Genomic DNA, 18,852 nt, shown 5'->3' on the forward strand with positions numbered 1-18,852 from the left:
AGTGGGCTAAACGATCATGACGAAGCGCAACGGGCACGAGGATTTCGTCGTGCGCAGTATGTCGGCCGACGACCTCGCTTTGGCGGTGGAATGGGCCGCGCAGGAAGGCTGGAACCCCGGTCTGCACGACGCTGCCTGTTTTCGCGCGGCCGACCCGGACGGGTTCTTCATCGGCGAATGGCGCGGCGAGCCAGTGGCGTGTCTATCCGCTGTCGCGTACGGAGAGACCTTTGGCTTCATCGGGCTTTATATCGTGAAGGAGGCGTTTCGCGGTCGAGGTTTCGGTATGTGTGTCTGGCAACACGGCATGGCGTATCTGCGAAACCGTAACGTCGGTCTGGATGGCGTGGTCGCTCAGCAAGCGAATTACAAAAAGTCCGGATTTCAGCTTGCGTATCGCAACATCCGCTTTCAGGGCATTGCGCAAGGCGTCGTTCAGGGCGACGCACATGCCGGATTGCTGAACGCCTCGGCGCTGCCTTTCGAAGTGTTGAACCACTACGATCGGCAATGCTTCCCCGCTGCGCGTGAGCGTTTTCTCGCCGCATGGCTTGCGCAACCTGATGCGATTGCACGAGTCGCGGTGCGCGACGGGCAGCTTGTCGGTTACGGCGTATTGCGGCGTTGCAGGAGCGGCAGCAAGATCGGCCCATTGTTCGCGGACAACGTGGAGATTGCCAGCGAGCTGTTCTCCGGGTTGATGTCGAGCATTCCGGGCGAAACGTTTTTCTTCGACGTGCCGGAGATCAACGCAGATGCGGTCGCATTGGCCGAACGGCACGGCATGACGAGCGTATTCGAAACCGCGCGGATGTACACGCAGGAACCGCCCACGCTTCCCATTGAACGCATATTCGGCGTGACTTCGTTCGAACTCGGCTGACCGCGCGGGATAGTGCATTTGGAGTTGCGTAGCCGTCGGCGGTGCAAATCGGGAACCGCCAACGGCATGGGCTATTTCCACTTCGAGCCGAGATTCTCCAGTCCGGCTTTCATCAGGTCTTCCGGCAACATCGCAATACGCAATTCACAGTCGGCGTTGAATTTCAGAAACCATGGCTCCGCGAGTGCGGGAATCGATGATGCGGCGTCGATATCCACCACCATCACCGCCCCGCGTGCCCCGTTCTGCTCGGTAAAGTAGACGGTCTCCGGTTTTGCCTCTTCCAGTATTTGTCGGATCACGTTCCCGACGCTGCCTTCGCGCACCATGGTGTTGAACGGCTCGTGCGGGATTCGTATGTTGAGAAGCATGCGCATGTCATCCTCCTGTTGACGCCCCAAGGGCCTCTCAAGGATAGGTGCTTCTATGCGCATGGCAACGTGGCCTGTCACGACGCGTTCAACGCGGCACGACGAATCCGGCGTGTTCGTCGCAAGGCATGCGCCCGCTCAGTTTCCGAACAGTGAACTTTGCGTGCCGCGGCTCGGCGCATGGCGTGCGGGTTTCGTCTGGGCTTCGGATTTAGCCCGAGCCTCGACTGCGGGCTTTTCTTCGAGCGCGAACATATCGGTTTGCCTGTCGGCTTCCGCTTCCAGCGAAGTCTGGCCGGCTTCGAGCGACAGCAGAAACATCTTGTTCGCCAGGCCCCCCGCGAAGCCGGTCAATTCACCGGACGCGCCGATCACCCGGTGGCACGGCGTCACGATGGAGATCGGATTTCTGCCGTTCGCCGCACCGACCGCCCGCACCGCGTTGACGTTGCCGATCTGCATGGCAATTTCCGCGTAGCTGCGCGTCTGGCCGAACGGGATGGTCAACAGCGCGGCCCAGACCTGTTTCTGGAAGTCCGTTCCCTGGAACGTAAGCGGCAGGTCGAATTCGCGCCGCGTGCCGGCGAAATACTCGTTCAATTGCCGTTCGGTATCGATCAGAACTGGACGATCATTCGCTTCGATCCATTCCCCAAGACGCACCCGGTTCGGCTTGTCGTTCTCCCACAGAATGGCGGCGAGGCGCTCGCCGTTCGCAACGAGTTTCAACTGGCCGACGGGAGAGTCCATCAACTTGTAGGCGTAGGTCACTTTGCTTGCTCCTGACGGTTTGGAGGCACAGATGCTGCACGGCGAGTCTGCGAATGCGCGCGGCGAACGGGCCACAACGGGTCGACATCCAACAGTGTCAGCCTTGTGCCCTCTGAAGACGCTCCGAATCTTGCTGTCCGGTCCCTTGCGAGCGTTCGCCCATCGCGGGGCTGCTGTGCTGAAGAGAACGCGAACGAAGCGTCACTGTACAACCGTTTTCGCGTCAGGCTCGCGACTCAGTAGAATTGATACCTTCGATACGAAGCGCGCCGGCAACCGGACATCTCCACTACGACTGTGACGACAACACTTGAACAACTCCGGACCGGACAACTCGCGGGTACTCGCCGGCTCAAACTGGCATGCGGGTTGACCGAATTTCCCTGGGAGATTTTCGATCTGGCCGACACGCTGGAAGTTCTCGACCTGTCGGGCAACGCGCTCACGTCGCTTCCCGACGATTTGCCACGACTGGGCAAGCTGCGCATTCTCTTTGCCTCCGACAACCCGTTCACCGAGTTGCCGGAAGTGCTGGGCCAGTGTTCGCTATTGAGCATGGTCGGCTTCAAGGCAAACCGCATCCGGCGCGTTTCCGGCAACGCGCTCCCACCGCAACTGCGTTGGCTGATCCTCACCGACAACGAGATCGAAGCGCTGCCGGCCGAAATCGGCGGCTGTACGCAATTGCAAAAGCTGATGCTGGCAGGCAACCGCCTGCGTACGCTTCCCGAGGCATTGGCCGACTGCTCGCGGCTCGAATTGCTGCGTCTCGCGGCGAATCAGCTCGGCGAACTGCCCGCGTGGTTGCTGGGTCTGCCGCGACTTTCGTGGCTGGCGTACGCCGGCAATCCGTTCAGCGAAGCGCTCGAGGCGGCGGCGCTGATCGACACGCCGATCGCCGCAATTCCATGGCACGAGTTGAAACTCGAAGCGCCGTTGGGCGAGGGCGCCTCCGGCGTCATCTATCGCGCCGCGCTTGCGGGCCGTCGCGATGCGTCCCGCGCTGTCGCCGTGAAGCTGTTCAAGGGAGCAGTCACGAGCGACGGCTTGCCGGACTGCGAGATGGCGGCCTGCATTCGTGCGGGCGATCACGCAAATCTGATCCCGGTAGCGGGAAAGGTGAAGGACCATCCGGCAGGCACGCATGGCCTCGTGATGGAACTGATCGATCCGCAGTTCAGCAACCTCGCCGGTCCTCCGAGCCTCGAATCCTGCACGCGCGATGTGTACGGCGCTGACACGCGTTTCGATGCGGCGTCGGCATTGGGCATTGCATACGGTATGGCGTCGGCGGCGCGTCATCTGCATGAGCAAGGCATCATGCATGGCGATCTGTACGCCCACAATATTCTGTATGGCGGACACGGGCGCGCGTTGCTGGGAGATTTCGGCGCGGCGTCTTTCTATGCGCCCGGCGACCGGAACACCGGCCTTGCGCTTCAGCGTCTCGAAGTCAGGGCATATGGCTGTCTGCTCGAAGAGTTGATCGAACGATGCGACTGGCTGGATTCGCACTCGGACACCGCAGCGGCGTTGGTGGAGTTGAAGGACAATTGCTTGAGCGAGGCGATCGAAAGCCGGCCGTTGTTCGACGACATCGCCGCCCGTTTGCTGGCGCTGAAGGGCGATTGATGATCGGCAAACAGCAGCGTGGCGAGCGTATCGAGCGGCTTTCATCCGAATGCGGCACGGCCATTCGTCGGCCCGCCCCAGAAGGAGAGATTCAATGATGCAGAACACGCCTCGAGGAAAGCCCTATCGGGAGACGCGCCGTCGCGTGTTGCTTGCCGCCGCGTTGGCCGCCACCGGCATCACCGGCACGGTGGGAACCGTGGGCGCCGTGGCTGCACAGGGCGGCAAGCTCAAGATCGCGCTCGTGCTGAAGTCGCAGACCGATCCATTCACGGTGGCGATGGCGAGCGCCGCGCAGGACTACCAGCGGCATTTCGCGTCGCAATTCGGTTTGACGGTGCGCGCCACGGCCACCGAAAGCGATACTGCCGGGCAGATCCGCATGGTCGAGGAGATGATCAAGGCAAAGATGAACGCGATCGTCATCGCGCCGACGGATTCGAAAGCGCTGACCGCGGTTGTCGCTCGCGCGATCAAGGCGGGCATCATCATGATCGCGATCGACAACCCGCTTGATGACGCGTCGCAGGACGCGGCCGGAATTTCCGTGCCGTTCGTCGGGCCGAACAATCGCAAGGGCGCGCAGCAGGTCGGCAATTATCTGGCGGGGCGGCTCAATGCGGGCGATCAGGTGGGCATCATTGAAGGCAGTCCCGCCGATCGCAATGCGCAGCAACGCACGGAAGGTTGCCGAGACGCGATGAATGCGGCGGGCATCGGCATCGTCGCCGTTCAGTCCGGCGAATGGGAGTACGGGAAAGGCCGCGACGTCGCCTCGAAGATGCTCAACGAGCATCCGCAGATTCGCGGCTTGCTGTGCGGCAACGACAATATGGCAATGGGCGCGGTCGACGCGGTTCGCGACGCCGGCAGAACGGGCGGCGTCTACATCACCGGCTACAACGATATCGACGCGATCAAGCCGCTGCTCGCCGATGGCCGCGTGCTTGCCACGATCAATCAGTTCGCCGCTCGCCAGGCGATCTACGGCGTCGACGTGGCGTTGAAGGCGGTGACCGAGCAGAAAAAGCAGAGCGAATTGTCGAGGGTGATCGAAACGCCGCTGCAACTGGTCACGGCCGCCAATCGCTGAATCGAGGCTGTTGTAAGGCCTTTGCGGGAGCGAGCCGTCTCACTCCCGCATCACGGCCTGCCACGTCCCGTTATTCCACCTTGACCTTGCGCGGCTTGGTCGCTTTTTCGAGCTTGTTGTACTCGAACTCGGGCACCGACTTCAGCGCATCCTTGGTCGCGCCGGCGAGGAACAGATTGCCGTCGCGGATCTGGAAGTGATCGACCGGAATCGCCACGAAGTGCTTGCCCATGCCGAGGAAGCCACCCACCGACACGACGGCATACGTTGCCTTGCGGTCCGGCGAAATGATCACGTCATAGATGCTGCCGATCTTGTCGTTCAGATCGTTGTAGACAGGCTCGTCGATCAGGGCGCGCCGCACGCTCCAGCCTTTTAGCAGCGCATTGGTTTGCTCGACCGTGCCGCCGAGCGGCTGCAGTCCGGCAATTTGCGCGTAGGCGCCTTGCGACGCACAGATTGCGGCGAGAGCGGTCGCGCAGATGAGTGTCTTTGCTTTCATTTTGGCTCCTTGTTATCTGTTGAACAGTCAGCTTCGTACCAAGGCAAGAGGAAGCACGCCGTGTGCCCGGGGCGGCGCGGATCGGCATTCGTGCTTCTCCGTCAATACTTAATTGCCGCCGGAAGGGTGTTTGTCAGGTGTCCACTGCCCGACAATCCGTCGATTGCGATATTTGCAGGGAGAATAAGTATGAAACCAGGTATGAAACCGGGTATGAAACCAACCTGGGCACTGTTGGCCCTGGCTGTCGGCGCGTTCGGCATAGGCACGACCGAATTCGCGCCAATGGGCTTGTTGCCCGTGATCGCGAACGGCGTGGGCGTCTCCATTCCCGCCGCCGGCCTGCTGATCAGCGCCTACGCACTCGGCGTCATGCTCGGCGCGCCGTTGATGACGCTCGCCTTCGGCAGACTGCGCGCAAAGAAAGCGCTGATCGCGCTCATGTCGATCTTCGTGATCGGCAATCTGCTGTCGGCCATGGCGCCCGGCTACTGGACGCTGCTCGCCGCACGCCTTGTTACAAGCCTGAACCACGGCGCGTTTTTCGGCATCGGCTCCGTGGTCGCGGCGAATCTCGTGCCGCGCGAGAAGCGCGCGAGCGCGGTCGCCACCATGTTCATGGGACTCACGATCGCCAATATTGGCGGCGTGCCGGCCGCGACCTGGATCGGTCAGCAGATCGGCTGGCGCATGGCGTTCGCCGGCACCGCGGGGCTCGGCGTGCTGGCGATTGCCGCACTGGCCGTTGCGCTGCCGCGAGGCGATGCGGGCAAGATGCCGGACGTCCGCCGCGAGTTGCGGGTGCTGGCGCGGCCTGAAGTGCTGATGGCGCTGGCCACCACCGTGATGGGCGCCGGCGCGATGTTCACGCTTTACACCTATGTGGCGCCGGTGCTCGACAATTTGACGGGCGCCTCCGCGGGCTTCGTCACGATCGCGCTGGTGCTGATCGGCATCGGCTTCACGATCGGCAACGGCCTGGGCGGACGGCTCGCCGACTGGTCGCTCGACGGCAGCACGAAGCTGTTTCTCGGCGCGCTGGCGGTCATCATGGTGGCGTTGCCGTTCGTTCTCACCAGCCACGTGGGCGCGTTGATCGGCATGCTCGTGTGGGGCGCGGCCACGTTTGCGATCGTGCCGCCGGTGCAGATTCGCGTGATGCACGCGGCGGCCGAGGCGCCGGGGCTCGCGTCGTCAGTGAACGTGGGGGCGTTCAATCTCGGCAACGCGCTGGGCGCCGCCGCCGGCGGCGCGGTGATTTCAGCGGGGCTGGGTTATTCGGCGGTGCCGATTGCCGGCGCGGTGCTGGCAGCGGCCGGGCTGCTGCTGGTTTTCGCCGGCCGTGCCAGGCGCCAGGCGATCGAGAGCTGCTGACGGTGAGGCTTCGATCGACTGTGCCAACCTCGTCTCGTCCGCGAGAAGAGAGCCGCTAGCAGACGGACGGCACGCAGTCCACGGTTCTGTACGCGCGGCCACAGAGCGTACTGCGGCAACCATGCACAATCGGAGCGAGATCCGGGCGGCGCCTGCGGCGCACCGGCGCCATGCGCGCCCGGGCCGCCTGCCGCCGCGCGTCGATGCACGGCGACGGCGATAACCCTCTGCCGATTGGAGACGCAATGGGTTGGAAAAGCCTGCTGATTGAATCGCCGGTCTGGTTGATGGGCCGGTTTCACCGTCCACGGTTCGACCCGCATCGCGACACGCCGCGCGAGATTCTCGTGCTGCGTCCGAACGATTTCGGCGAGCTGCTCACCACCACGCCGCTCTTCGAAGCGCTGCGCACGCGCTTTCCGACCACACGCCTGATCGCGGGCGTGGGCAGTTGGGGGCGTCCGATTCTCGAGAACAACCCTTTCGTCGACGAGATCGTGGAGATCGACGCGCCCTGGAATAACAAGCTGGTCGAGGACCGCTCGCACCGCAACGTGTTGCGTTTTCTGTGGAAGTCGCCGCAAGTCGCCGCGCTGCGCGCGCGCGGCGGCTTCGATGTCGGTATCGATGTGCTGGGCAGCTACATGGGCGCGCTGCTGCTGATGCGCGCCGGTGTGCGTTATCGCATCGGCGTGCGCGGTTATCGCGGCGGCTGGAGCGGGTGTCAGGCGCATATCGAATTCGCTGCCCGGCAATGCGGACGCGCGGCACTCGCGCAGGGCGAGCTGCTGGGCGCAACGGCGCTGCCGGAAGCACGCCCCCAACTGTTTCTGACCGACGACGAGCGCGCAAGCGCCGCGCGGATCTGGAATACGGCTAGCGTGCCGGGCCGTCGCACCGTGCGATTGATCGTCGGTGTCGGGGCGGGTGTTCCGACCAAGGCGTGGGACGCTCGCCAGGTCGGCGCCGCACTCGCGCAGATCACGCAGACGCTCGAACAAGCGGGCGATGCGTGCGATATCGTGATCGTCGGCAGCAAAGCCGATCAAGCGCGTGCCGCCGAGGCGATCGCCGCAGCGGGGCCGCGCGTGCCGGTCCGCTCGGTAGCCGGCGAGGTGCCGATGCGCATCATGTTCGCCCTCACGGAACAGGCCGGCGTCGTGCTGACGAACTCCACGATGCTGATGCACGTCGCGGCCGCGTTTCGCCGTCCGACTGTCGCCGTGATCGGCGGCAGCGTGACCAAACCCGAACGGCACGATGCCATCTGGGGCTACCCGCCGCCGTACCGCAGCGTGTCACCCGAGCAGTATGTCGCGGGCGAGCACGCGCGGAACTGGCCGAGCGTCGAGCGGGTCGTGCAAGCGGTTCTGGAGGCGGTCGGCACGCAGCGGGCGCAAGTCAGCGCGGCGGCCTGATGTCGTACCGGCTCGTTCGCCATTGACGTTGATACGCCAGAACTCTCGAACCTCCATCGCGGCGGCATCGCTCGGCTGACCAAACGGGGCTCGCTGAATCGCGGAACATTGCCGTGCGCGATTTTAGAGCGATTGCGATTTGATCGCATGCGATATATAATCGCGTCTACGAGGCACTTGCCTACGCCCAACGAGGACGCAGATGAAATCGACCGACCCGTCAGCCGCCGCGAATGTGAAGCTGTCCGACTTCCTGTGCTTTGCGGTTTATTCCGCGAATCTGGCGTTCGGCAAGGCATACAAGCCCATTCTCGAAGAGCTCGGTCTGACCTATACGCAATACATCACGATCATTGCGCTGTGGGAGGAAGACAACCAGACCGTCAGCAGTCTGGGCGAGAAGCTCTTTCTCGAATCCAACACGCTCACGCCGATCCTGAAGAAGCTGGAAGCAGCGGGTTATGTGGAAAGGCAGCGCGACCCCAACGACGAACGCCAGGTGCTGGTCGGCCTGACGAAAAGCGGCCGGCGGCTGCGTGAGAAAGGCCTGAGCATGGACCTCGTCGAAGCGACCGGTCTCGCGCCGGACGAGTTCGCGAAAGTGCAGAAGGCGATCGTGACGCTGCGCAACAATCTCGTCAAAGCGGTTCACGACGGGGAATGAGCGGGGCGGTCGCTCGCGGTTGCCATGACCGCGCGATCCAAGGACTCTTCAAGCGCTTTGCCCATGAAAGAAGCCCATAGACGTCGCCGTCTATGGGCTTCCGCTTTTGCGCCGCGGTGTTGCTCGACCGTGGGCGCCCGGGTTCACCATCAGCCGCGCTTGGGCAGCTTCCAGTCCGGCCGGACGAAGTGGCACGTGTATCCGTTGGGAATACGCTCCAGATAATCCTGATGTTCCGGTTCGGCTTCCCAGAACGGGCCTGCGGGAGCGATCTCGGTCACAACCTTGCCTGGCCACAGATCGGATGCTTCGACGTCGGCAATGGTGTTTTCGGCGACTCGCTTCTGCTCGTCGTCGAGATAGAAAATGGCCGAGCGGTAGCTCATTCCGACGTCGTTGCCCTGGCGGTTCCTGGTCGTCGGATCGTGAATCTGGAAGAAAAACTCCAGGATCTGACGGTAGCTGATCTGGGCAGGGTCGAACACCACCTCGAGCGCTTCTGCATGCGTGCCGTGGTTGCGATACGTGGCGTTGGGCACGTCGCCGCCGGTGTAGCCCACACGCGTGGACAGCACGCCGGGGTAACGGCGCAGCAGGTCTTGCATGCCCCAGAAGCAGCCGCCGGCCAGAATGGCGGTTTCGGTTTGCGTCGTCATTTCAATCCTTTTTGTCAGTGGCGCCGCGCCACTCGCAGGTGGGTTGGTTTGCCGTTGTCGGATGCGATCCCACAAGCATGCCAGAGATCGGCCTTGCCGGTCGGCCGGCGGCTAAAGCCCATCATGCCGGCATTGTCATGCCGAGCCGGCCGGGACCGTGCCGCGGCCGGCGACGCGGCCTAATGACGTGCGTAGAGACCGTCGCGCGGCGCAACGGCGGCACCACCCGCTGATTCGGAATGACCGGCGACCACGCCGCCGTATGCCGCTTGCGAGCCGGCCGCTTCATCGGCGCTCGCCGCGACGGTTTGCGCGCTTTGCCCACGTTGCGACGCCGGTGCGCCGGCCGAGGGCCGATAGAAGGGCGCCGGACCATAGCCGCTCGCGAACGCGGGCGCGGCGGCGGAAGTAGACAGGGCGACGAGCAGTGCGGCAATGAGTTTGGATTTCATGATGAAACTCCGTGAAAAGTGGGGAGTGAGAGGCGCAGTCCATGCTGAATCGCGCCCCGGATTCGTTGAGTGGCCGATCAGGATCAGGCTACGTTGACGACGACGTCGATGTTTCCCCGCACGGCTTTCGAATACGGGCAGACTTCGTGCGCTTCGTGCGCGATGGCCTCGGCGAGCTCGCGCGCCACGCCCGGCACGCTGACGTTAAAGCGCGCCTGAAGGAAATAGGCGTTACCGGTCATGCCCAGATCGACCTCGACCTCGACCGACAGATCGGCCGGCAGCTTCACCTTCTTCTCCTGAGCCACGAGGCCGATCGCCAGGATGTAGCAGGACGACCATGCGCCCGCGAACAGTTTTTCCGCGGTCGGATGGGCCTGAACGGCCGTGAACGCGAGGTTGTCGGCAGGGCCTTCGGACGAGGAGAGTTGCAGGTCGACGCGACCGCCGCGGCCGTTGACTTTCGTATGGGTTTTGCCGGTGGAGAGGACAGTTTCGATCTTGGTCATGATGAATTCCTTGAAGAGTGCAGGGTGTCGAATCGCTTTAAATCGCATGCGATGTAATCGCATGCGTCGAATAATGGTCGAGAAGTTTGGCTTTGTCAAGCGTATGCGATTAAATCGCATGCGAATTTCGATAGTAGAAAGCCGCGATTCGCGGATGGCGCTCAGCAAGTGGCGCTCGCGCCAAGGCAGGGCAGGCCGGCGGCAAGCCGCTGAGAACGATTTTCGACCGGAGCCGCTGCGTTCCTTTCGACTAGACTACGAGCTACCCCGATTCGACAGCGCACAACGCCGTGAAGCCAGAAGTGATCCTCGAGGACGACGACAAGGGTGTCGGCGCCGACGCGCAAGATCGCGAGGCGAGCGGCGGCATGGGGGGCGGACGGACAGACAAGGGTCGGTGCGGCGCCTGCCGGTTGCTATGGGCATGGCTGGAACGGATCGACCCCGGCACGCATCGCCGGATCAAGGGGCTGCGACTCGTCACCGCCTACGGCATCGCCGCCGCGCTCGGAACCTTGCAGGACGTCACGCATGGTCTGCCCGGCGCCACGGTGGTCGGGTCGCTGGCCAGCAGCTTCGCCCTCTGGGCCAGCGTCTCGGAAGCGCGCGTCTCGCGGGCGGAATCCAGCCGCGATCTGGTGCTCCTGTGCGTGGCCGCTGCGCTCGGTGCGGCCATGTTTATCGGATTCGCCCCGCTTCTGCAGACGATCGGCAACGCAGGTCCCGAACTGACGCTCGTGACGGGCGCGTTTCTCGTCGGCTACCTCAAGCGCTTCGGCATTCTGGGTGCGGGAACCGGCTCGCAGGTCTACATTGGCCAGTTGCTGGCCTACAGTGCGCATCTGACGGCCGTCGATCTACCGGCGGTCGCGGTCGCCGGATTGATCGCCATGCTCGCGTCAGTCGTGCCGCGTCTGCTCAGCGGGCCGGCGGAACGTCCGGCCACCATGGTGCTTGCGCCCGCCGACGTGCCGGATCGCTGGAAACTACCGGCTGAACTGATCATGGGCCTGCAGGCGGCAAGCGGCGCGCTGGCCGTCGTTGCGTTGAACGGCGCGATGGGACTCGAGGAGTCGGCCTGGGCCATCACGGCATGCACGTACGTCGTGGCCGGCTCGGCAAGCGGGACCGTGGAGCGGGTGCGTCGACGGATTGTGGGCACCTTGATCGGCGTGCCGCTGGGGCTCGCTTGCCTGCCGCTCGTCGAGCATGCTCCGCTGCTCGCCTGGGCCGCCGCGGCGGTCGCGATGATCGTCTACGCGATGGCATTGCCCAATCGTTACGATATCGCCTGCGCGGCGTTTGCCTTCACGTTGATCGTGACGCTGGCGATCGGCGGCGTGCACTCTGTTTCGTTTCTTGGCGCGCGCGCCTGGGAGACGCTTCTCGGCGGAGCGCTCGGACTGCTCGCTGCGAAGTTTATTTTTCCGCTGCGATCCTGACACCGTGACCATCGCGCGAACACCTGCACGCCTACGATCCGAGCCTTTCCATCAGGAAGTCGACGAAACTGCGCACGCGTGACGACAGGTGTCGCGCATGCGGATAGAGCAGGACAAACGGCCGCGAACAACCGCCGTAAGGAGTGAGCAACTCCTTCAACGTACCCTCGGCGATATCCTTCTCGACGATGAAACGATAGGTTTGAAAAAGGCCCGCTCCGTGACGCGCGAGCGTGGCCCCGGCAAGCACATCGCCCGAGGACGTGTAAGCGCCGCGTGTCATCGTCTCGACCACCGCGTCTTCGTGTTTGAACAGCCACGGAATGTTGCGGCCGGTGCTCGGCAACGCGAACTGGATGCAGTCGTGATGGACCAGATCGTCGGGCGTTTTGAGTTTGGCGGTGCCCCGCAGATAGGCCGGCGACGCTACGACCACCAGTTCCGCGTCTTCGATCTTGCGCGCGATCAGACCGGAGTCGCCCGGCGCGCTGCCGCGAATGGCCAGGTCGAAGCCTTCTTCACCAAAGTCGATGTTGCGGTTGCTGAGATGCGTTTCGACCGTGACGCCCGGATAGCGGCTGCGAAACTCGGCCAGCAAGGGAAGCACGCGATAGTGGCCATATGGCGTCGGCATGCTGATTCGCAGCGCGCCGGTGGGCGCCGTCTGTTGTCCGGTCGCTTCGCGTTCGGCTTCGGCAAGCTGGGCGAGCGCCTGCCGGCATTGTTCGAAGTACCGTCTTCCCGCGTCCGTCAGCCGGATCTGCCGAGTGGTCCGCACAAACAGGCGCACGCCGAGGCGTTCCTCCAGACGTGCGACCGTGCGACTGACGGCGGCCGGCGTGACGCTCGCGGCGTTCGCGGCCTCGGTGAAACTCTCGAGTTCGGCCGCGAGACAGAACAGTTCGATACTGCCCAGAAGGACGTCTTCAAATTGACGCTGCATGGTCTCTCGGCGACTTGTCTGATCGTGCTGTCTTGTCCGGGCAGAATGTCGCCCGGAACGACCGCAACGCGAACACAACGACGGTGCGGCCGCGTCCGGTGCGCAATAGAGCTTCGTATGGAATATCAGGACTATATTGTAGTGAGACTCGATGGGGAAGCGACATGACCGACCAGACAGACAATCGTGCCTTGCTGCACCTGCTGGGTATCGACAAGCCAATCATTCAGGCGCCCATGGCCGGCGTCAGTACGCCCGCCATGGCTGCGGCTGTCTCCAACGCAGGCGGCCTTGGCTCGCTAGGTGTGGGAGCGATGAACGCTGAAGGCGCTCGCAAGGTGATCCGGGAGACCCGCGCGCTGACGGGCAAGCCGTTCAATATCAACGTCTTTTGCCATCAACCGGCGCAAGCGGACGCGGCACGCGAGCAGCAATGGTTGAACTGGCTCGCGCCGCATTTCGAAAAGTATGGGGTGATGCCGCCGGCAAAGCTCTCGGAGATCTACACGAGCTTCGCGGCGGACCCGGCCATGCTGGCGGTTTTTCTCGAAGAGAAACCGGCGATCGTCAGTTTCCACTTCGGCTTGCCTTCCGCCAATGTCATCGCCGAACTGAAGACGGCGGGTATCAAGCTGCTTGCCAGCGCGACAAATCTGGAGGAGGCGGCGCAGGTTGAGGAGGCGGGCGTCGATGCGATTGTGGCGCAAGGCATCGAGGCCGGCGGGCATCGCGGTGTCTTCGATCCCGAAGCGTATGACGACGGGCTGGGCACCTTCGCACTCACCCGTTTGCTGGTCAGCCGATGCCGGCTGCCGGTGATCGCTTCCGGCGGCATCATGGACGGTGCCGGTATTGCTGCGGCGCTCGCACTCGGCGCCCAGGCCGCGCAGCTTGGCACGGCATTCGTGACCTGTCCCGAAAGCTCGATCGACGACGGTTACCGCCGCGCGATGCTGGGCGAGGCGGCGCGCCGCACGACCTTCACGGCGGCAATCTCCGGGCGGACCGCGAGAAGCATGGCGAACCGCTTCACGGCCCTCGGCGCCAACGCGCGCTCACCCGAGCCGCCCCCGTATCCGATCGCCTACGATGCGGGAAAAGCCCTTCACGCCGCCGCGAAAGCCAAAGGGGAGTTCGGCTACGGCGCGCAGTGGGCCGGTCAGGCGGCCGCTCTGGCGAGGTCGTTGCCCGCTGCCGAACTGGTGGCCCAGTTGGAGCGCGAACTGAAGGAGAGCGTTCAGCGCTTGCGGCAGTTCGCGGAGTAATGGATCCTCGCTCAGCGGGCTGACGGACTATACGGGTTGAGCGATCGAGGTGCTGTCGCTCAACCCGGCTTCTGGCTCAGCTGTTTCCGATACGCTAGAACGGGCAATCCGCCCCAACCCCAGTTCTCGGTGTTCACCTCCTCGATGACCACGAAGGTCGATTCGAGCGGTTTGTGCAACACGTCCAGCAGCAACTGACTGACGCCCGCGATGAGTTGGGCTTTTTCGTCGGCCGTGACGGCATCGTTGCCGGGTTTGGAACCCTCGCGGGTCACCTGAATCGTGACGATAGGCATGTCGTTCTCCGTAGTCCTCGGTTGACGTGAAGGGCGCCGGCCGGCGGCGCCCTGGGCGCGATCAGTGGCCCGCGCTCTGGCCGCCGTCGACGTGCAGGATTTCACCTGTCACGAACGGCGCCGAATCCAGATACAGGACCGCACCCACGATATCGCTCATTTCGCCCATATGCCCGACCGGATGCAGTGCGCCGAGCGCTGCATGGGTCTCTTGCGGGTGCATCGGCGACTTGATGATGCCCGGCGAAACGGCGTTTGCGCGAATGCCCTTCTTCGCATATTCGATGGCGAGCGACTTCGTGGCCGAGTTCAGGCCGCCCTTGGTCAGCGAGGCCAGCACCGAGGGCACGCCGTCGATTGCGTGGTCGGTCAGGCTCGTCGTGACGCTCACCACGTGACCGCTACCCTGCTTTTCCATTTGGGCAATAGCGAGTTGCGTGATGTAGAAAAATCCCGAGAGGTTCACGGCGGTGACGGTTGCGTAGTCTTCGGCCGTGTATTGGGTGAAAGGCTTGGCGACGAAAATGCCGGCGTTGTTGACCAGTGTGTCGATGCGGCCAAAACGGGCGACGGCTTCGGAGACCACGCGCTGCGCGGTGGCCGGGTCGGCGATGTCGCCTGCCACGGTCAGGACGTTGGGATCTTCCGACGGCTTGACCGAACGTGCGGTTGCAACGACGCGATAGTCGAGCTTGCGAAATGCGTTGACGATTTCGGCGCCAATGCCTTGCGATGCGCCCGTAACGACAACGACTTTTTGTGAGGTGCTCATGGCTAAATCTCCAGATAAGTGATTTGATCAGATGCTGATCGGGCCAGCGGCTCCGATGGGTATGAAATCTAGGCGCATTGGAGCCGATTTCGAACACCCGCCATGGACAAACAGTCTTGCCTGCAAGGTACAAATGGATTGGGCGGTGAGCGGCCGCGCAAGGCGTGCGCGGCGGCCGGCGTCGCGCCGGCGTTGCCGCTTGCGGTGCTGAGGCGATTTATTTCTGGCTGTCCGCCGAGTTCATGCGAAAGACCGAGATGCCTTCCATCGGGTCCAGCGTTTCCCGCCAGGGTGCGCGCTTCAGCAGGCGGGCCGTGTCCTCGTAGCCCGCGAGCCAGCGCCGCTTGATTCCCGCCGACGAAAAATCGATGTCCCGGTTCAGGTCATCGTTATCGAATGCCGGTGCGTCGAGTTCCAGCACTTGCATCGTCGTGCCGCAGCCCCAATCGAGCAGTTCCCGCACTTCCGGCGCGTTGCGTTGCTCTTCGGGCAGGTGCTGGCCGAGTTCACGAATCACATGACGAAGCCGGTGAATCTGCTTCTGCCGATCGAGATGGCTTTCCGCGCGACTCGAATACTGAATGTCGCGTTGCCGGCTCATTACCTGCAAGATCGATTCGGGTTCCGGACCGCTGGAGGGCCACAGCTGCACCGAAAAAATCACGGAGTCGCGGCGCGGCCGGTCGTCGAGTACGGCTTCGAGCGGCGTATTCGAATAGATGCCGCCATCCCAGTACGATTCGCCTTCCAGCCGCACCGCCGGAAAGCCAGGTGGAAAAGCGGCGGAGGCCATGACGTGTTCGACGTCGAGCAGATCGTCGCGATTGGTGAAGTACCGCATGCGGCCACTGCGGACATTGACGGTGCCCACGGTCAACCGCGTTGTTTTCTGATTCAGGTAGTCGAAATCGATCAGCGACGACAAGGTGTCGCGCAGCGGTCCGGTCGAATAGAACGCGGCCTGATCGGAGCGAACACGTGCCTGAATTCCCGCCCAGCTCTGCCACTGTGGCGTGAAAAACGACGGCACGCCTTGAGTGACCGTGGCGACGTCGCGCAACCAGGTGGCAAGTCCGGGCAACCAGTTTGCCGCCTCGACGCCATGACAGGCCACGCCGTTCCAGAACTGCGTCAGGCGCGCCATGCGGTTTTCGGGAAGATTGCCGGCGATGATCGCGCCATTGATCGCGCCGATCGACGTGCCGATTACCCAGTGAGGTTCGACTTTGCCGTCATGAAGTGCCTGATATACCCCGGCCTGGTAAGCACCAAGGGCACCGCCCCCCTGAAAGACCAGGACGATCTGGCCGGGAATGTCCGGTACGCCGTCCGGGCCGTTTTCTGCGTTGCTCTGGCGTTCGACGTGCGTCTTGTTACCCATGACAAGTCTCCGGGACACGTGCTGCGGTGCCGCTGATTTTGCCACGGTATGGCCGGCGTGACGGCGGAGATAATCCGTGTCCGACCAACGACGAACTGGGTCAACCTCTCCTTAATCCTGGAGAGCGCGCGCAGCGCCGATAGGCGCGCTTCTTTTTCGCAATGGTTCAGAACGTCGCGTCAGATACGGACAACCTGGCGATTTGGACATCCACCGCTGGGGCGATGCCCTACGCCTTCGGCAGAGTCGATTTCCTGCTTCGATTGCGCGGTTTCGGCTCGACTCCCACGCGTGGATCGCGTGCGAGCACGAGCGCCGTCAGTTTTTCGGCGACGATCTCAAACGCCGGATCTTCCTGCGGAACATAGAGCCACTTGCCGAGCACCGGATGCGGCCGCAAAGCAGGCATTTCATTGATGAGCGCGGCGTGGCGCTCCTGCGATGTGCACACCAGCAGGCCATTCCAGGGCGCGTCGCGATCGGCGGCCACGAGGCACAAGAGGCCGTCGATATAGGCGGCGTCGCTGCCGAACATACGCTTGCTGAAGAAGGTCGAATCGCGCTCGAACGCGTCGAAGATCCAGACGAGCGAGTTGCGGACAGACGAAGGCATCGGCGTAAAGTCCTGGGCGGCATGAACGAAGCGGAGCGAAAAGCATAGCACCGCGATGTTCAGACGCGCTGCGTCAATGCGTGCAGATCACCGCCGTCAGCAGTAACGGAATGACCATGTGTACAACGGCGGTGCTTCCGGCCGCGCGCAAGCGCTTTTCGACCGACTCGCTCGGTGCGGATAACACGGCGCCGTACAGCGGGCCGGCGAGTGCCTGGCCGCGGCCTTTCTTGAACATCTCGTCGTCCGGTTCGTAGCCGAGCACGGCATAGACGCGAAACCCGAACGCGGTCATGTCGCTGCCATGTACCGGTCGAAACGCGTTGACCGAATTCGTGTCGATCCGCATTGGATTCGGCTCGATGTACTTGTCTTCGATGAGCTGCCCGATGAAATCGTGGGGACGCGCCTGGCAGTCGAATTGCGCGTCGAGCGCGTACGCGTGCGAGGCCGGCGTATAAAAGCCGACGCTCGAGGCGAGTAGAGCTGCAACTGCGGTGAGAGGACGAGGTGCCATGGCTAACATGCCTGAACTGCGAGCGTCGACAGGCCGGACGCTCGCTAGTCATCAGTCTCTCACGTCCTTGCCTTTAGCGTACGTGCGTCAGCGAACCATGGTGGCGTCGGGGGCCGGTTCGCACCGGCGCTCGGTCTGCGTACCGCTCGACGCGTCAGTCACCGCGTTGTCATCATTCTATGTGCGGTCCTGGAACAGAGCATTGAGTTGCGCGCCGGACGCCGCGCCGGCGAAGCCGTCGAAGCGTCCCTGAACCAGCGACTGCGCGGCCTGCATGAAACCGCCCCATGCCGCACGCGCCAGCGCCCCGCCGACACTGATGCGCCGCACGCCGAGCGCGGCCACGTCCTGCACCGTGAGCGCCGACGTCGAACCGATCAGCAGATTGACGGGCTTCGGCGCCACCGCCGCCACCACGGCTTCGATCTGTTCGCGCGTCTGGATGCCCGGCGCGTACAGGCAGTCGGCGCCGGCCGCGGCATACGCCTTGAGGCGCGCAATCGTATCGTCCAGATCGGGCGAGCCGGCGAGGAAGTTCTCGGCCCGGCCGACCAACAGTGTCTCGCCGCCGGTTTCGTCGATGGCGCGGCGCGCCGCGCTGATCCGTTCCACGGCGGCTTCGATCGAAAACAGCGGCGCGGCGGCATTGCCGGTGGAGTCTTCGATCGACAGTCCGGCAACGCCGGTCCCGACGGCAAGCCTGACGCTTTCTGCGACCTCCGCCGGGTCGCGGCCGAAGCCGCTCTCGAAGTCGGCGTTGACCGGCAGATCCGTTGCTTCGACGATCTCGCGCAAGTGCGCGAGGATGGCATCGCGAGGCAGTGTGTTGTCGGCGTGTCCGGTCGACCATGCAAAGCCGGAACTGGTCGTGGCGAGCGCCTGGAAGCCGAGGGATTGCAGATAGCGCGCGCTGCCGGCATCCCACGGATTGGGCAGGACGAAACAGCCGGAGGTGTGCAATGCCTTGAAAGCGGCGCGCTTCTCGACGACGGTGCGGGACATGCGTATCTCCTGAAAACGGACGAGCGTGAGGCGCTCGTGTTGTGATGTGACAGGGCGGCGATGGACCTCATCATCCGTGAAATTCGACCGGTTGTGTCGGTTATACGTATGTTCGGAAAGGCAAGACGGACAACGGTCGACAGCGTGCGCGACAGCATGGGAACCGAGCGCAATACGCCATCGAAATGGAAAATAAATTCTATTATTATTTATTTGGCAATTATTCTTGCAGATGCGCCGGATTGTCTTCTATGCTTGACCTCAAACGCCGCTGCAACGCGGTGAGGCTCACAGGA

Annotated in this window: 22 protein-coding genes; 9 read left to right on the forward strand and 13 right to left on the reverse strand. The window is 63.3% G+C overall.

Features of this window, described 5'->3' with window-relative positions; translation table 11 throughout:
* Nucleotides 1-16 precede the first annotated feature (16 nt).
* Complete coding sequence (locus BLW71_RS31370; RefSeq protein WP_091806442.1) at nucleotides 17-883, forward strand: GNAT family N-acetyltransferase; 867 nt, start codon at nucleotides 17-19, stop codon at nucleotides 881-883.
* A gap of 71 nt (nucleotides 884-954) precedes the next feature.
* On the opposite strand, the gene BLW71_RS31375 is transcribed toward BLW71_RS31370, so the two are convergent.
* Both BLW71_RS31375 and BLW71_RS31380 read right to left on the reverse strand, forming a co-directional pair.
* On the reverse strand, nucleotides 955-1,260 hold the full coding sequence (locus BLW71_RS31375) for a panthothenate synthetase (protein WP_091806445.1): 306 nt from the start codon (nucleotides 1,258-1,260) through the stop codon (nucleotides 955-957).
* Between the two features lie 132 nt (nucleotides 1,261-1,392).
* Entirely contained in the window at nucleotides 1,393-2,025 is a 633-nt protein-coding gene (locus BLW71_RS31380) for a methylated-DNA--[protein]-cysteine S-methyltransferase (RefSeq protein WP_091806448.1), read from the reverse strand.
* 297 nt (nucleotides 2,026-2,322) lie between these two features.
* Here BLW71_RS31380 and BLW71_RS31385 point away from each other — a divergent pair, with 297 nt between their 5' ends.
* Nucleotides 2,323-3,657: a leucine-rich repeat-containing protein kinase family protein gene (locus BLW71_RS31385; RefSeq protein ID WP_091806451.1), complete on the forward strand. Its 1,335-nt coding sequence runs from the start codon at nucleotides 2,323-2,325 to the stop codon at nucleotides 3,655-3,657.
* 94 nt (nucleotides 3,658-3,751) lie between these two features.
* Nucleotides 3,752-4,750, forward strand: a complete 999-nt coding sequence (locus tag BLW71_RS31390) for a substrate-binding domain-containing protein (RefSeq protein WP_091806455.1) — start codon at nucleotides 3,752-3,754, stop codon at nucleotides 4,748-4,750.
* 70 nt (nucleotides 4,751-4,820) lie between these two features.
* On the opposite strand, the gene BLW71_RS31395 is transcribed toward BLW71_RS31390, so the two are convergent.
* Complete coding sequence (locus BLW71_RS31395; RefSeq protein WP_091806458.1) at nucleotides 4,821-5,252, reverse strand: PRC-barrel domain-containing protein; 432 nt, start codon at nucleotides 5,250-5,252, stop codon at nucleotides 4,821-4,823.
* Nucleotides 5,253-5,465: 213 nt separating this feature from the next.
* On the opposite strand from BLW71_RS31395, the gene BLW71_RS31400 reads away from it, so the two are divergent.
* From BLW71_RS31400 to BLW71_RS31410, 3 genes are all read left to right on the forward strand, one after another.
* A complete protein-coding gene (locus BLW71_RS31400) occupies nucleotides 5,466-6,626 on the forward strand; it encodes an MFS transporter (RefSeq protein WP_091806461.1) in 1,161 nt (386 codons plus the stop codon).
* 245 nt (nucleotides 6,627-6,871) lie between these two features.
* Nucleotides 6,872-8,044 carry a glycosyltransferase family 9 protein gene (locus BLW71_RS31405; RefSeq protein WP_091806464.1) on the forward strand — a complete coding sequence of 391 codons (1,173 nt, stop codon included), beginning with the start codon at nucleotides 6,872-6,874 and terminating at the stop codon, nucleotides 8,042-8,044.
* A gap of 202 nt (nucleotides 8,045-8,246) precedes the next feature.
* Nucleotides 8,247-8,708 carry a MarR family winged helix-turn-helix transcriptional regulator gene (locus tag BLW71_RS31410; protein ID WP_091806467.1) on the forward strand — a complete coding sequence of 154 codons (462 nt, stop codon included), beginning with the start codon at nucleotides 8,247-8,249 and terminating at the stop codon, nucleotides 8,706-8,708.
* Nucleotides 8,709-8,857: 149 nt separating this feature from the next.
* Here BLW71_RS31410 and msrA read toward each other — a convergent pair whose 3' ends face one another.
* From msrA to BLW71_RS31425, 3 genes are all read right to left on the reverse strand, one after another.
* Nucleotides 8,858-9,364 carry a peptide-methionine (S)-S-oxide reductase MsrA gene (gene msrA / locus BLW71_RS31415; protein ID WP_091806470.1) on the reverse strand — a complete coding sequence of 169 codons (507 nt, stop codon included), beginning with the start codon at nucleotides 9,362-9,364 and terminating at the stop codon, nucleotides 8,858-8,860.
* A 179-nt stretch (nucleotides 9,365-9,543) separates the two neighbouring features.
* Nucleotides 9,544-9,816, reverse strand: coding sequence for a hypothetical protein (locus BLW71_RS31420; protein WP_091806473.1), 273 nt, complete (start codon nucleotides 9,814-9,816; stop codon nucleotides 9,544-9,546).
* Between the two features lie 83 nt (nucleotides 9,817-9,899).
* The gene (locus BLW71_RS31425; protein ID WP_091806476.1) at nucleotides 9,900-10,325 is read right to left on the reverse strand and encodes an Ohr family peroxiredoxin; all 426 of its coding nucleotides are present in this window, start codon (nucleotides 10,323-10,325) and stop codon (nucleotides 9,900-9,902) included.
* 368 nt (nucleotides 10,326-10,693) lie between these two features.
* Here BLW71_RS31425 and BLW71_RS31430 point away from each other — a divergent pair, with 368 nt between their 5' ends.
* Nucleotides 10,694-11,767 (forward strand): FUSC family protein, encoded by a 1,074-nt coding sequence (locus BLW71_RS31430; RefSeq protein ID WP_091809096.1) that lies wholly within the window; start codon nucleotides 10,694-10,696, stop codon nucleotides 11,765-11,767.
* 31 nt (nucleotides 11,768-11,798) lie between these two features.
* On the opposite strand, the gene BLW71_RS31435 is transcribed toward BLW71_RS31430, so the two are convergent.
* Entirely contained in the window at nucleotides 11,799-12,710 is a 912-nt protein-coding gene (locus BLW71_RS31435) for a LysR family transcriptional regulator (RefSeq protein WP_091806479.1), read from the reverse strand.
* Nucleotides 12,711-12,874: 164 nt separating this feature from the next.
* Here BLW71_RS31435 and BLW71_RS31440 point away from each other — a divergent pair, with 164 nt between their 5' ends.
* Complete coding sequence (locus tag BLW71_RS31440) at nucleotides 12,875-13,975, forward strand: NAD(P)H-dependent flavin oxidoreductase (RefSeq protein WP_091806482.1); 1,101 nt, start codon at nucleotides 12,875-12,877, stop codon at nucleotides 13,973-13,975.
* A gap of 59 nt (nucleotides 13,976-14,034) precedes the next feature.
* Here the strand turns inward: BLW71_RS31440 and BLW71_RS31445 are convergent, their stop codons facing one another.
* From BLW71_RS31445 to BLW71_RS31470, 6 genes are all read right to left on the reverse strand, one after another.
* On the reverse strand, nucleotides 14,035-14,271 hold the full coding sequence (locus tag BLW71_RS31445) for a tautomerase family protein (protein WP_091806485.1): 237 nt from the start codon (nucleotides 14,269-14,271) through the stop codon (nucleotides 14,035-14,037).
* Between the two features lie 61 nt (nucleotides 14,272-14,332).
* Nucleotides 14,333-15,043, reverse strand: a complete 711-nt coding sequence (locus BLW71_RS31450; protein ID WP_091806487.1) for an SDR family NAD(P)-dependent oxidoreductase — start codon at nucleotides 15,041-15,043, stop codon at nucleotides 14,333-14,335.
* A gap of 217 nt (nucleotides 15,044-15,260) precedes the next feature.
* Entirely contained in the window at nucleotides 15,261-16,424 is a 1,164-nt protein-coding gene (locus BLW71_RS31455; RefSeq protein ID WP_091806489.1) for a patatin-like phospholipase family protein, read from the reverse strand.
* A 229-nt stretch (nucleotides 16,425-16,653) separates the two neighbouring features.
* Nucleotides 16,654-17,037 (reverse strand): hypothetical protein, encoded by a 384-nt coding sequence (locus tag BLW71_RS31460; protein ID WP_091806492.1) that lies wholly within the window; start codon nucleotides 17,035-17,037, stop codon nucleotides 16,654-16,656.
* Between the two features lie 73 nt (nucleotides 17,038-17,110).
* Entirely contained in the window at nucleotides 17,111-17,554 is a 444-nt protein-coding gene (locus BLW71_RS31465) for a hypothetical protein (protein WP_091806495.1), read from the reverse strand.
* A 177-nt stretch (nucleotides 17,555-17,731) separates the two neighbouring features.
* Complete coding sequence (locus BLW71_RS31470; protein WP_091806498.1) at nucleotides 17,732-18,556, reverse strand: isocitrate lyase/PEP mutase family protein; 825 nt, start codon at nucleotides 18,554-18,556, stop codon at nucleotides 17,732-17,734.
* A 60-nt stretch (nucleotides 18,557-18,616) separates the two neighbouring features.
* Between BLW71_RS31470 and BLW71_RS41195 the strand changes: the two genes are divergently transcribed.
* Nucleotides 18,617-18,841, forward strand: a complete 225-nt coding sequence (locus BLW71_RS41195; RefSeq protein WP_143048404.1) for a hypothetical protein — start codon at nucleotides 18,617-18,619, stop codon at nucleotides 18,839-18,841.
* Nucleotides 18,842-18,852 lie beyond the last annotated feature (11 nt).

Origin of the sequence: Burkholderia sp. WP9, from assembly GCF_900104795.1 — a bacterium.
Lineage (GTDB): Bacteria > Pseudomonadota > Gammaproteobacteria > Burkholderiales > Burkholderiaceae > Paraburkholderia.